Raw genomic sequence first — 12,658 nt, forward strand, 5'->3', positions numbered from 1 at the left:
CGGGGGGGCGGCGGCCGGAGCCACGGCCTAGCGCACGAGGCGGCGCTGCCACGGGAGCGCGCGCATAATGCTCAGCACCGCCACGATCCCGACGCCGAGCGCCGCGGCCGAGCCCAGCAGCGGCGCGACGACCGCGGGGATGCCGCCGCGAGCGGAGGGCACGAGCGCGGCGCCCTGGGGCTGCGTCGTGAGCGGGGCGTTGGCGGCGAAGAACGCGCGCGCGGGGACCGAAGGATCCGCCGCAGCCGGGGCGAGCCGCAGCGGGTTGTTCGGCACACCGGCCGTCGTCGCCCCACCTGCCCCCGCGGGCGCGGGTGCCCCGACCGGTGTCGCCGCGTCGTAGCTCACCGTGATCGGGGTGGCCGGCTTCGCGGCATCCCGGATGCCACCGGTCGTGAGCCAGTATCCCTGCTGACCCGTGAGTCGGTGGAAGTCCACGAACGACTGCGGGAACGATCCCCAGAACGCCTCGTTCGCGGCGGAGCGGGCGACCTGGCCGGCGCCCGTCGTCGCGACGCCGCGGTACTCGGGCGTGACGGTGAACCCGCGGTCGGCGCTGGACCCGGCCGAGCGGATCTCGGCGAGGACCACTTCGCGCGGGGCGACCGGGGTCCACGCCGACAGGTCGTCCATCGATGTGCCGTACCCGCTGGCCTCGCCGACGAGTCGGCCGTTGCCCGACGCGTCGAGGGTCAGCTGCGGATCGGTCACGCTCCAATACGTCATTCCGCCGTAGTACGCCACCGTGAACGACCCCGTCCAGCGGATCTCGAGCGCTCCGTCGCGACGCTCCCCCACGCCCCCGTCGATCACGACCTGGTTGCCGGTCGTGCTCGACGTGGATGCCACCGACACCGCGGATCCGCTCGGGTCGAGGCACTTCGATTCCCACGTGGCCGCCGTCCACCCGCCCGAGGCGGTGGGCTTCTCGATCCGCACGCGGCCGTCCTGGGCGCGGTAGAGGCCGTCGTTCTGCCCCCACACCCGGGAGCCGCCGGCATCGCCCGCGCGGCCGGCGCTGAGGAAGTTGCATCCGCCCGCGAACGCTCCCCCGCCGGATTCCGCGTTCAGCCCCCACCGCAGCTGCGCGTTCGTGATCGCGCCGTCGCCGCCCGCGGAGCCCCCCGATCCGGGCACGGTGACGATGACGTCGTCCGGTCCCGCAGCGGTGGCCGGGACCGCGCCGCCCACCGTCACGAGGGCCAGAGCGAGGGCGAGCCCGGCGCGCACGATCGCCGCCGCCCTCATCGGCTGGTCCCCATCGCGACGGTCTCGGTCTCGGCCTCGGCTCCCGGCCCCACCCCCGGACCGACCGCGGACGCGCCGACCCCCGACGGCCGTTGCTCCGTCGCGATGCCGGATCGTGCCGCCCGGCGCGCACGCCGGGCCTGCCGCGCCCGCAGGATCGCGGCGACGATGCTCGCGATCACGAGCACCAGCGAGAGGGCGATGCACGCCAGCAACAGCACGATCGCCCAGGTCGGGATCGCGGGAGTGGTGTCGACGGCCGCCTCGGCGGTACCTCCGGTGACGCTCACCTCGGCCTCGGCGACGCCGCCGGATCCGGCGCCGCGCAGCGTGAGGAGGTGGGTGCCGTCGCGGATGTCGCGCGGCACCGGCAGCGCCGCTGCGACCTCGCCCTGGGCCCCGGCGGTGAGCGGACCGACCGCTGTCAGGCCTCCGTCGAGCGCCGCGACAACCTGCTCCCCCGGGGTGAAGCCCTGACCGGTGAACACGATCGACGATCCGGCCGAGACGGTGCCTGATTCGACCCCGACGCGCACCGCGCCGACGGTTGCGTTGGCGGGCGCGGCATCCTGCTCCCCCGCCGGTGCTGCCGCGGCCGCGAACGACACGGGCGTGAACGTCTCGTTGTTGGCGTTCTTCACCCCGTGGGCGCCGATCGTGATGATGCCGCACGTGACGCTGCGGCAGTCGACCGACGTCACGCGACCGTCGCGGTCCTGGCTCTCGAACACGGCACCGGGGATGACCATCCCCACCGACCACGAACCGTCGGTGCCGAGGGTGCCGTTCGCGGAGCTCTCGGTCTGACCGCCAGGGAACGCGAGGAACCGCTGGTAGCCGTTGTTGTCGGCCGATTCACTGTCGGGCACGTACCGATAGTCCTCGCCGACCAATCCCCCGACGCTGGGGCGCCATGTTCCCCCCGCCGCGTCGTCGACCCAGCCGAACAGCACATAGATGCCGCCGAACCCCTTCGGGATCGACTGGAACCCCGAGCCCGACACCGTGATCGAGGTCGCGTGGTCTTCGGCGAGCGCCGTCGTGCCGTCGGGACCGGCGATCGACACCGTCCCGGCGGCCCACGCGGGCGGGGCGACCACGGCGCCCGACACCGCGACGATCGCGGCGGTCGCTGCGGTCGCGGCGGCGAGAAGAAGGCGGGGCGAAGAGGTCATGCGAGCTGTTCTCCGGGGTCGGCGGACGGGAGGGGTGCGGTGTCGGCGAGGACGAGCAGCGTCCCGCGGGGTCCGTCGACGACGTCGATCGGATGCCGGTAGACCCACGTGAGCAGTCCGGGTTCGAGCACGTCGCGCGGTGGGCCGACCGCGGCGACGCGGCCGCCGTCGAGCAGGGAGATGCGGTCGGCGTACGCAGCGGCGAGCCCCAGGTCGTGCAACACGACGATCGCGGCTCCCCCGGCGTTCACCCGCTCGCGGGTACGGGCGAGGACACGATGCTGATGCCGGATGTCGAGACTCGCCGTCGGCTCGTCGAGCAGCGCGATCGCGCACTCCTGGGCGAACGAGCGGGCGAAGGCTGCCCGCGCACGCTCTCCGCCCGAGAGCCCCGTGACGGGGCGCTCGGCGAACGCGGCGACCTCGCCGGCCGTCATGGCCTCGGCGACCGCGTCGTCGTCTCGCGCGGCCGCCGGATGCCGCCGCCACGGCGCCCGTCCCATGCGGACGACGTCGCGCACGACGAAGGGGAACGACACGTCGTTGCTCTGCGTCAGCACCGACCTCCGGCGCGCACGCTCCAGGACCGGCCACGATTCCAGCACGGCGCCGTCGAGCTCGAGCGATCCGGCGGTCGGAGTGCGGTCCCCCGCCAGCACCGACAGCAGCGTCGACTTCCCGGCGCCGTTGGGCCCGACGAGGACGAGCATCTCCCCGGCCCGTAGGTCGAGGTCGATGCCCTGCAGCACGCGACGCCCGCCCACGTCAACCGAGAGTCCCCGCGCGCGCAGCACCGCCGTCATCCCCATCCCCCCGACCGACGGCGCGTGCGTCGCAGCAACCAGAAGAAGAACGGACCGCCGATGAGCGCCGTCAGCATCCCGATCGGCAGCTCCGATCCCGGCACCGCGGTGCGCGCGACGAGATCGCCCGCCACCAGGAGCACCGCGCCGCCGAGCGCGCTGGAGGGGAGCAGCAGACGATGCCCGGGGCCGAGCAGCATCCGCATCAGGTGGGGCACGACGAGACCGACGAAGCCGATGATCCCGCAGAACGCGACGGCGGCGCACGTCAGCGCCGCGATCACGACGATCGCGATCACCCGCAGCCGTTCGACACGGACGCCCAGGTGCTCCGCCTGCCGCTCGCCGAGCGAGAGCAGATCGAGGGGTCCGGCGAGGAAGAGGCACACGGCGATCCCGACGACCGCGAGCGGCGCGACGATCGCGAGGTCGTCCCATCGCGTGCCGTTCAGCGAGCCCAGCTGCCAGAACACGATCTGCTCACGCTGCTGCGTCGACCCGAGGTAGGTGAAGAGCGCGATCGCCGCGCCCCCGACGGCGTTGACGGCGATGCCGGTCAGCACGAGGGTCACGACCTCGGTACGTCCGTCGGTGCGCGCCGACGCGTACACGATCACGGTCGCCACGAGCCCGCCCGCGAAGGCGAGCACGGGGAGGGTCAGCGGCCCGAGGAAACCCAGCCCGAAGACGATGGATGCCGATGCGCCCACCGCCGCACCCGAGGAGATGCCGATCACACCCGGCTCGGCGAGGGGGTTCCGGAAGACGCCCTGCATGACGACACCGGCGGTCGCCAGGGTCGCCCCGACGAGCACGGCCATGAGCAGGCGCGGCATCCGGATGAGCCAGAGCGTGGCCTCGCCGTTGACGTGCTCCATCGCCGCTCCCGGAGGAACCGAGAGGATGCCGAGACCGATCGCGCGGACGCCGGTGTTCCACGCGCGGGCGAACGCCCCCACGACCTGGTCCGGCGGAATCGAGAGCTGGCCGCTCCCCGCGGAGACGACGACGAGCCCCACGAGCGCCACCGCGAGGACGACGAACACCGCGGGCGCACGGAACCGGTCACGCGCAGTCGGCGCCGGAAGCCTCGTCGGATGCCGCTCGGCGAGGGCCGCACTCACTCCGTCGCCCCCGGCGCGTAGACCGCGACGGCGAGGGCGTCGAGCACCTCGGCCGACGCGGGACCGAAGCTCAGCACGGTGGTGTCAGCCATGTCCACGATTCGGCGGTGGCGACCCGCGTCGGTCTGCGCGACGGCGGGCAGGTGCTCGACGAGCCCGTCCACGCCGCCGACCGACTCGAGCCCCTTCGTCATCATGATCAACAGGTCCGGGTCGGCCTGGACGAGCGCTTCATCGGTGATGGGCCGCATCCCGGTCCAGCCGATCTCGCCGGCGACGTCGATGCCCCCCAGCGCCTCGATCAAGCTGTCAGCGCCGGACTCCTCGCCGAAGAGGTAGTAGACGCCCGACTGTCCGCGCACGTACAGGAACATCATGCGCAGCTTCTTCGCGGGGTCCGCAGGCGCGATCGCGGCGATCTGCGCGATCTTGGCATCCACCGCGGCGGTGCTCCGCGCGGCGAGCGCAGCAGCGCGCTGCGGGACGCCGAGCGCGTCCCCGACCTGCTGGATCAGCGACCCGACCGAGTCGAGCGAACGGTGGGAGTCGACGACGACGACGGGGATGCCGGCATCCCGCATCTGCAGAATCGTGTCCCACGGGCCGAGGCTCGTGTCGGTGAGGATGACGGTGGGGGCGGCGTCGAGGATCGCCTCGGCGTTGAGATCGTGTCCGTTCTCGGTGACGACCGGCAGGTGCTCCGCCTCGGGGAAGGCACTCGAGACGTCACGGGCGACGACGGAGTCGCCGAGGCCGAGCTCGAAGACGATGCGCGAGAGCGAACCGTAGATGTCGAGCGCGAGGATGCGCGAGGTGTCGGAGACGGTGACGACCGACCCCTGTGCGTCGGTGACGGTCGCCGGGAGCGCCGGAGCACCGTCGGTCACGGGGTCGATCGGGGCGGATGCCGCGATCGCGGTGGACGGCCCCTCCCACGCCAGCGGGTCTGTCTCGGGGGTGACCGAGGAGAGCGGCGGCGTGGCCGGGCCGCCGGCGCCGTGGGCCGAACCGGAGGCCGTGCACGAGGTGAGAGCCAGCGCCGCCGCGAGCGTCAGGGCGAGTGCGGCGAGTGCGGCGAGACCGCGAACCGGTCGACGTGTCATGTGTGAACCTCCGAGTTAGGCAAGCCTATCCTTAACATTGCCAGAGATTCACGAACGTGCTTAGGTAAGCCTAACCTGCCCTCCTGCGCCCGCCATCGGGCGCAGCCGACGCGCGCCGTCGGGAATCGCCGAGGGCGGGAGAAGGGAAATCACGTGGACTCCTCACCCAGACGCCGGTCCCGGCCGGCGATGTTCGCCGCCGCGACCCTCACGGCGGCGCTGACGCTCGGCGGCGCTCTCGTCGCTGCTCCGGCCCACGCGGCCGCGTCGACCGTCGACGGAGCCGTGTTCCGATGGGGCATCAACGCCGAGGCGAACGCCGCGGCCTTCGCCCCGGGAACCGTCAACCTGCTCTCGGCCGGGATCGTCACCGCGACGTCGTCGTCCGACCGCGTCACCTCGACGAACTGGAAGCAGAGCGACGGCAACGTCGAGATCCTCAAGCTCCAGGCCGACGGCAGCTACGCCGACGCGACGTTCGCCGGACTGCGCACCGACGCGGCCGGCACGACGATCACGACCGGCAACGGCCTGAACTCCGGCCACATCGTCGAGATCTCCGGCGGAACCGGAACGGTCGACGTGGATGCCAACACCGCCGTCATCCAGTGGACGGGCTCGTTCACGTCGGCGTTCTACTCCGGCATGACCCGGTCGTGGATCACCGATCCGAAGCTCACCGTCGCGTCGGACGGCACGGGCACCGTGACGGCGACGCTCGGCGGGTACGGCACCTCGATGGACGACCCCGACAAGTTCGAGAGCCTCACGCCCGAGACCGACGTCGTCGTGGCGACCCTGACGGGCGTCGACGTGACGGCCACCGGGTTCACCATCACTCCCGACTACCTCGGGCGGACCGTCACCGTGCCCGCCGGGTCGGTGGCGCAGGTCACCGGCGGGGCTTCGTCGGGTGCGTTCCCCCAGCCGTTCATCGACTTCCAGATCAAGACCGGCCAGGGCTCCTACTGGTACTCGTCGGGCGGATCGGCCGACGTGCGCAAGCCCGCGACCCCGCTCTCGATCGCGTACACGGTGGCGCCGACGGCCGGCCCCACCGTGACCGTCTCCAAGACCAGCGGCCTCGCGCAGGGCGAGACCGTCACGGTCAGCGGCAGCGGCTTCCTGCCGTCCGCGACCGCCACCAACGGCACCCGCCCGCCGCTGGCCGGACAGTTCAGCGGCGCCTACGTCGTGTTCGGCAAGTTCGCCGACGTGTGGAAGCCGTCGGCCGGCGCCCCCTCCTCGGCACGTTCGGTCATCGCTCAGAAGTGGGCCGTGCCCGCCGCGAGCATGTCGACGATCGGCGGCACGAACAGCGGCGCGATCGAGCTGAAGGCCGACGGCGCCTTCTCGGTCGACCTCGCCCTCAGCACGACCGAGGCGCAGAACCTCGCCGCCGGCACGTTCGGCATCTTCACGTACGCCGGCAGCGGCGCGGTCTACGCACCGTTCGAGACGTTCACCCCGATCACCTTCGCCGCCGCATCCGACGTGATCGTCGACGTCCCCGCGTGGGTCGACAACCCCACCGGCTCGTTCGGGTGGGCGTTCGAGGGGACTTCGCCCGCGAACCTCGGCACCGCGGTCCAGGACGGCGCGAACTTCGTGGCATCCGGCTCGCTCACCAACATCGTCGTGACCGACACCCGAGCCGGCGGCACCTCGCCGTACACGTGGAGCATCTCGGGTCAGGTCGGCGCCTTCACGTCGTCGACGGGTGAATCGTTCTCGGGAGACCTGCTCGGGTGGAAGCCGAAGCTCGTCTCAGCGGGCTCGACCGTGACCGGAGGCACCGAGGTCGCCTCGACGCGGCTGGGCGGCACCGGCCTCGGCTCGTCCCGCGTCCTGGCCTCGTCGACGTCGGCCGCCAGCGCCACCGTGGGAGCCGACCTCACGCTCGTCATCCCGGGGACCACCCCCGCAGGGGACTACGCGAGCAAGCTGACCATCACCGCCCTGCAGTAAACCCCCTCGGGGCCCCGGCGTCGGCCGGGGCCCCGTCGTTTCCCGACCCGAAAGCCCTCCCGTGACCGCGCTCCCGTCCCTCCGTCTCGTCGCCCTCACCTCCGCGCTCGCCCTCGGCCTCGCCCTGGGTGCGGCGGCGTCGCCGCCTGCCGCTTTCGCCGACGGCGGCGGGATCGCGTGGAGCGTGCAGACGGCCGACAACACCCACGGCAGCGGGCGGGCGAACTTCGCGTACACGGCCGACCCCGGCGCGGTGATCTCCGACACGATGATCGTCGTCAACACCGGCACGGAGCCGCTGCCGCTCACGGTGTACGCGGCCGACGCGTTCACCGCCGCGAGCGGTGAGATCGACGTCCTCGCCGACGGAACGCCGTCCGCGGATGCCAGCACCTGGGTCTCGGTGGGACAGACGTCGGTGGAGCTGGCGCCGGGCCAGTCCGCCGACGTCCCGTTCACCATCACCGTGCCCGCCGACGCCCGCCCGGGCGACCACTCGGCCGGGATCGTGACGTCGCTGACGAGTCGAGAGGCCTCGAGCTCGCTGTCCGTCGAGCGACGTCTGGGCACGCGCATCAACCTCCGCGTGGCGGGCGACCTCGTCCCCGCAGCGGCCGTGACCGGCGTGACCGCGCGGTACGAGGGATCGTGGAATCCGTTCGAGTCCGGTCGTGTCGTCGTGGAGTACTCGCTCGAGAACACCGGCAACACCCGCCTGACCGGTGTCGACACGCTCACCGTCGACGGTCTCGTCCCCGCCTCGACGACACCGACCCAGCTTCCCGAGATCGTCACCGGATCGGCCGTGCACGTCACCCGCGAGTTCTCCGCGTTCTCGATCGGATGGCTCGCCGGCCGCGTCGAAGTCAGACCCGAAGGCGTCGGTCTCGGGGCGGACGCCGTCGCGCCGCTCGTCGTCGATTTCGGGATCGCGGCCCCGCCGTGGAGCCTGTACGCCCTCGTCCTCGTCGTGGTCGCGGCGGTCATCGCCGCGCTGTTGATCGTGCGCCGTCGTGCCGCGCGGCGCGGGCGCGGGAACGCCGCCGACGCGAGGCAGAAGGACGGGGTTCAGGCCGTCTGAGCCGCCTTCGCCCGCGCGAGGTCCTCGAACAGTTCCGTGTTGAAGCGATAGGCCACGAGCACCTCGTCGATGACGCGTTCCTTCTCGGCGTCGTCCCACGGGGCGGCATCGAGCTTCTCGCGGTAGACGTTCTTGAACTCCTCCGGGTCGGCGATGTCGCCGAAGAGGTAGAAGCCGATGCCGTTGGTGTCGAAGCCGAAACGCCGCTTCATGAGGCGTCCGATGAACTGGCCGCCCGACAGGTCGCCGAGGTAGCGCGTGTAATGGTGGGCGACGAAGCCGCCGGGCCAGGTCGCCGCGACGCGGCGGATGCGCGAAACGTACGCCTGGGTGGTCGGGAGCGGCACGACGGTCTCGCGCCAATCCGGCCCGATGAGGAAGTCGAGGTCTGCTTCGATCGCGGGCAGACGCGTCAGCTTGTCACTGAGGAACACGGATGCCACGGGGTCGACCCGCATCCGCTCTGTCGCCTCCTCCAGAGCGGCGTAGATGAACCAGTGCTGGGCGACGAGGGCGACGTAGTCGTCGCGCGTTCCCGCCCCGCTCACCAGGTCGGCCATGAACCCGGCGTGCTCACTCGTGGAGTGGGCGCTCCGGGAGCGCGCGCGGAGGGCGGCAGAGAAGGAGACGACGTCGCTCATGAGGCCATCATACGCAAACAGTTAGGCAAGCCTAACCTTCACTTTTCGTCAGTGCGGGCGAGGTGTCACGTTGAGGCGTCGGCACGCCTCGTCGTAGAGAGCCACGATCTCCCGGCGCACCTCGGCGCGCTCCGCGATCGGCCCGCCGAGCCACGGCACGCGCAAGGCCTCGGCCTCCGGACCGATGATCCACTCCCCGCCGTCGCCGTCGAAGCCGGTCATCTCGGCGGTCGAGATCGCGGCATCCGGACCGAAGGCCCTCGCGATCAGCACGTTGTCGTCGCGATGGTCGACGTTCATGTGCGCGAGGACGGCGCGGCGAACTTCCGGGTCGAAGACATGGGTCATTAGGCAACCCTAACTTCCGCGATCCCCTCGCGCCCGCCCCGGTTTCACCGAGACTGCATCCAGCCGACATCTCCCTTGCAGGCTGCACGGGAAACGTCGGCGCGATGAAGTCTCGGCGATGCAGGACGGGGCCGCACCGGGCGGGTGCACCGACGCGAGCGGGCGTCAGCGAGCGACGCGGGCTCCGGGCAGGCGCGCGCGCATCACGGCCACCGCGTCGGCGTTGTCGTCGATCAGCACGCTGTGGCGGCCGAGCGGAGCGGCGACGGCGCCGAGAGTGCCGCTGCCGGCGAACATGTCGAGCACACGGTCGCCGGGGCGACTGGATGCCTGGACCATGCGCCGCAGCACGCCCTCGGGCTTCTGCGTCGGGTAGCCCGTCTTCTCGCGGCCGGTCGTGGGCACGATGGTGTGCCACCAGACGTCGGTCGGGAGCTTGCCGCGCGCCGCCTTCTCGGGGGTCACGAGGCCGGGCGCCATGTACGGCTCGCGGTCGACGGCATCCGAGTCGAAGAAGTACGCGGAGGGGTTCTTCACGTACACGAGGATCGTCTCGTGCTTCGTGGGCCAGCGGCGCCGCGTCTTCGCACCGTAGTCGTATGCCCAGATGAGTTCGTTGAGGAACCGGTCGCGCCCGAACAGCGCGTCGCACATGACCTTGGCGTAGTGCACCTCGCGGTAGTCGAGGTGCAGGTACAGCGTGCCGTCGTCGGCGAGCAGGCGCCACGCTTCCTCGAGACGCGGCTCGAGGAACGCCCAGTAGTCGTCGAAGCGGTCGTCGTACGTGCGCAGATCACCTCGCAGCCGCGCGTAGTCGCGCCCGTGGAACCCGCGCTGCACGACCGGGGCCGGAGCGGGTTCGTCCTCGCCCGGGAAGACGAGCATCGCCGGGTCACGGGGCGGTTCGGATGCCACGACCACCGGCTCCTCGGCATCCGGCGTCTCGTCCGCGGGCGGAGTCCATCGCGCCGACTCCACGGCCTTCGACCGCGTGCGACCGGTGTTGAAGGGCGGGTCGAGGTAGACGAGGGTGAACGATCCGGCGGCGAGCGCGGGCGTCACGGCGAGGTTGTCGGCGTGGTGGATCTCGACGGTGCCGTGATCGAGAACGCCGGCCAGGGTCGAATCGCTCACGGAACGCGCTGCAGCCACGCGTCGGTAGCGAACTTCGATGCGACGAGCGCCTCGGCCTCGGCATATTCCTCTTCGGTGATATGCCCCTCGGTGGCTACGTAGAGCGTCGTGAACGTGTCGATGAACCGCTGGATGACGGCATCCCGAGGGAGGCCCGTCTGGCTCCGCAGCGGGTCGACGCGCTTCGCCGCCGAGACCGTGCCCTTGTCGCTGAGCTTCTCACGGCCGATGCGCAGCACCTCGGTGAGCACCTGCCCGTCCATGTCGTAGCTGAGGGTCGCGTGATGGAGGACGCCGCCGTTGGCGAGGCGCTTCTGCGCGGCACCCCCGATCTTCCCGTGGGGTCCGGCGATGTCGTTCAGAGGCTGGTAGACGGCGTCGATGCCGAGCGACCGCAGCGCCTGTAGCACCCAGTCGTCGAGGAACGCATACGAGTCGGCGAACGTCATGCCCGCGACGAGCGACGCCGGAACGTACAGCGAGTAGGTGACGATCGAGTTGGCGGCCATGAGCATCGCCCCGCCACCCGAGATGCGGCGGACGACGTCGAAGCCGTGCTTCGCGGCACCCTCGGGGTCGACCTCGTTGCGCAGCGATTGGAACGACCCGATCACGACGGCGTTCTCGTTCCACTCCCACAGGCGCAGCGTGGGCTTGCGCAGACCTGCTCCCACGCGCGCGGTGAGCACCTCGTCGAGCGCGAGGTTCATCCGCGGCGAGACGGGGGCGTCGTGCACGACCTCCCACTCGAAGTCCGCCCAGCCCGGCGCCGTGACCAGCGCGCGGCGGATCGCCGTCGCGACCGATTCGGGCGTGAAGCCGAGCAGCTGCGCCCCCTCGGGCAGCGCGGCCCGGATCGCGGCGGCGATCGTGGGAACGTCCGACTCGATCGGCAGGCCGTTGACGGCCGCGTCGATGTCGTCGAGAGCGTCGTCGGGTTCGAGGAAGAAGTCGCCCGCGAGGTGGAAGCCGGAGATCCGGCCGTCCGTATCGTCGAGGTCGACGACGACCAGCTTCCCGCCGGGGACCTTGTACTCGCCGTGCATGCGTCCAGCCTACGGCGGGCCCGTGCGCGTCGAGCCCCGCGTCAGGAGAACAGGCGTCAGTCCCGCGCGGGGAACCGCGCGTCGAGCCAGGCGGCGAGGTCGGCGCGCACCTCGGCCTGCTGCGCCTCGGCGAAGATCTCGTGCCGCGCGCCGGGGTAGACGAGGGTCGTGACGTCGGTGAAGCCCGAGCGCTTCCGATAGGCATCCGCGAGGAGATGCACGCTGCGGGGACCGCCGACCGGGTCGTCGCGCCCGACCATGAGGAGCGTCGGGATGTCGTGACCGAGATCGCGGCGCGGACGACCGATGAGCTTCGCCGTCTCGACGGGGCCGAACAGCCGCAGCAGCGGTGTCGAGGTCGTCAGCGGATCGGAGAGGAAGTCCCGGCCGACCTGCTCGACGCTCGAGAGCCACTCCATACCCGTGCCCTTGAGGTGCTTCCACCGGGCGTTGAGGTCTCCGGAGTTCAGCGCACCCGGCCAGCGCAGCGCGGATCCGCTCAGGACGAGGGCGTCATAGGCATCCGGATGCCGATCCACCAGCATCTGCGCGAGGAATGAGCCCCACGAATGGCCGAGGAGGACGATCGGCAGGTCGGGGTGCGCTTCGCGGATGATCTGGGTCAGGGTCCACACGGCGTCGCGGGCGGCGCCGAGGCCGCCGGGGCCGAGGCGGCCGAGCTTCGCGTGATCGTCGCCCCACTGCCGCAGACCCGTGCGCCCGTGCCCGCGATGGTCGTCGGCGTACACCGTGTAGCCGTCGGCGACCAGCGCGTCGATGAGGGCGCCGTACCGACCGGCGTGTTCGCCGACACCGTGCAGCAGCTGCACGACGGCCCGCGGCGACTCTGCCTCGGAGACGTCGTAGATGATCGGGATGCCGTAGGCGTCGACGTACTCGGGCATGCGCCGAGTCTAGGGGCGGGGGTCCGGACGGAAAACGACGAATCGAACCGTTAGCAAGACTAATGAGATATGCTAATTAACA

At 71.5% G+C, this 12,658-nt stretch carries 12 protein-coding genes; 2 read left to right on the top strand and 10 right to left on the bottom strand.

What is annotated here, in order from left to right:
* Positions 1-27 precede the first annotated feature (27 nt).
* Genes AC3WLZ_RS14865 through AC3WLZ_RS14885 form a run of 5 tightly spaced genes read right to left on the bottom strand, consistent with a single transcriptional unit; the run spans position 28 to position 5,453 of the window.
* Positions 28-1,248: a hypothetical protein gene (locus AC3WLZ_RS14865; RefSeq protein WP_492470559.1), complete on the bottom strand. Its 1,221-nt coding sequence runs from the start codon at positions 1,246-1,248 to the stop codon at positions 28-30.
* A complete protein-coding gene (locus AC3WLZ_RS14870) occupies positions 1,245-2,423 on the bottom strand; it encodes a hypothetical protein (RefSeq protein ID WP_492470560.1) in 1,179 nt (392 codons plus the stop codon). The genes AC3WLZ_RS14865 and AC3WLZ_RS14870 overlap by 4 nt, the downstream gene beginning before the upstream one ends.
* Positions 2,420-3,226, bottom strand: a complete 807-nt coding sequence (locus tag AC3WLZ_RS14875; protein WP_492470561.1) for a heme ABC transporter ATP-binding protein — start codon at positions 3,224-3,226, stop codon at positions 2,420-2,422. Before AC3WLZ_RS14875 ends, AC3WLZ_RS14870 begins: the two co-directional genes overlap by 4 nt.
* Positions 3,223-4,350, bottom strand: coding sequence for a FecCD family ABC transporter permease (locus AC3WLZ_RS14880; protein ID WP_492470562.1), 1,128 nt, complete (start codon positions 4,348-4,350; stop codon positions 3,223-3,225). Before AC3WLZ_RS14880 ends, AC3WLZ_RS14875 begins: the two co-directional genes overlap by 4 nt.
* Entirely contained in the window at positions 4,347-5,453 is a 1,107-nt protein-coding gene (locus AC3WLZ_RS14885; RefSeq protein ID WP_492470563.1) for a heme/hemin ABC transporter substrate-binding protein, read from the bottom strand. The genes AC3WLZ_RS14880 and AC3WLZ_RS14885 overlap by 4 nt, the downstream gene beginning before the upstream one ends.
* Before the next feature lie 153 nt (positions 5,454-5,606).
* Between AC3WLZ_RS14885 and AC3WLZ_RS14890 the strand changes: the two genes are divergently transcribed.
* Both AC3WLZ_RS14890 and AC3WLZ_RS14895 read left to right on the top strand, forming a co-directional pair.
* Entirely contained in the window at positions 5,607-7,421 is a 1,815-nt protein-coding gene (locus AC3WLZ_RS14890; protein ID WP_492470564.1) for a hypothetical protein, read from the top strand.
* 61 nt (positions 7,422-7,482) lie between these two features.
* Positions 7,483-8,502, top strand: a complete 1,020-nt coding sequence (locus AC3WLZ_RS14895; protein ID WP_492470565.1) for a WxL protein peptidoglycan domain-containing protein — start codon at positions 7,483-7,485, stop codon at positions 8,500-8,502.
* Here AC3WLZ_RS14895 and AC3WLZ_RS14900 read toward each other — a convergent pair.
* From AC3WLZ_RS14900 to AC3WLZ_RS14920, 5 genes are all read right to left on the bottom strand, one after another.
* The gene (locus tag AC3WLZ_RS14900; RefSeq protein ID WP_492470566.1) at positions 8,490-9,143 is read right to left on the bottom strand and encodes a biliverdin-producing heme oxygenase; all 654 of its coding nucleotides are present in this window, start codon (positions 9,141-9,143) and stop codon (positions 8,490-8,492) included. The genes AC3WLZ_RS14895 and AC3WLZ_RS14900 overlap by 13 nt on opposite strands.
* Before the next feature lie 48 nt (positions 9,144-9,191).
* A complete protein-coding gene (locus tag AC3WLZ_RS14905; protein ID WP_412925691.1) occupies positions 9,192-9,491 on the bottom strand; it encodes a DUF2470 domain-containing protein in 300 nt (99 codons plus the stop codon).
* 165 nt (positions 9,492-9,656) lie between these two features.
* Positions 9,657-10,625 (bottom strand): DNA-methyltransferase, encoded by a 969-nt coding sequence (locus tag AC3WLZ_RS14910; protein ID WP_412925692.1) that lies wholly within the window; start codon positions 10,623-10,625, stop codon positions 9,657-9,659.
* Positions 10,622-11,671, bottom strand: coding sequence for a lipoate-protein ligase LplAB (gene lplAB / locus AC3WLZ_RS14915; RefSeq protein ID WP_492470567.1), 1,050 nt, complete (start codon positions 11,669-11,671; stop codon positions 10,622-10,624). Before lplAB ends, AC3WLZ_RS14910 begins: the two co-directional genes overlap by 4 nt.
* A 56-nt stretch (positions 11,672-11,727) precedes the next feature.
* Entirely contained in the window at positions 11,728-12,576 is an 849-nt protein-coding gene (locus tag AC3WLZ_RS14920) for an alpha/beta fold hydrolase (RefSeq protein WP_492470568.1), read from the bottom strand.
* Between the last annotated feature and the right edge of the window lie 82 nt (positions 12,577-12,658).

It is taken from the genome of Microbacterium sp. FW305-3-2-15-F-LB2, from assembly GCF_058787255.1.

Bases quoted from the DNA above. Each gene is read 5' to 3' on its own strand.
- AC3WLZ_RS14870 (WP_492470560.1), bottom strand. From the start codon at position 2,423: ATGACCTCTTCGCCCCGCCTTCTTCTCGCCGCCGCGACCGCAGCGACC.
- AC3WLZ_RS14900 (WP_492470566.1), bottom strand. From the start codon at position 9,143: ATGAGCGACGTCGTCTCCTTCTCTGCCGCCCTCCGCGCGCGCTCCCGG.
- lplAB (WP_492470567.1), bottom strand. From the start codon at position 11,671: ATGCACGGCGAGTACAAGGTCCCCGGCGGGAAGCTGGTCGTCGTCGAC.
- AC3WLZ_RS14885 (WP_492470563.1), bottom strand. From the start codon at position 5,453: ATGACACGTCGACCGGTTCGCGGTCTCGCCGCACTCGCCGCACTCGCC.
- AC3WLZ_RS14905 (WP_412925691.1), bottom strand. From the start codon at position 9,491: ATGACCCATGTCTTCGACCCGGAAGTTCGCCGCGCCGTCCTCGCGCAC.
- AC3WLZ_RS14865 (WP_492470559.1), bottom strand. From the start codon at position 1,248: ATGAGGGCGGCGGCGATCGTGCGCGCCGGGCTCGCCCTCGCTCTGGCC.
- AC3WLZ_RS14920 (WP_492470568.1), bottom strand. From the start codon at position 12,576: ATGCCCGAGTACGTCGACGCCTACGGCATCCCGATCATCTACGACGTC.
- AC3WLZ_RS14875 (WP_492470561.1), bottom strand. From the start codon at position 3,226: ATGACGGCGGTGCTGCGCGCGCGGGGACTCTCGGTTGACGTGGGCGGG.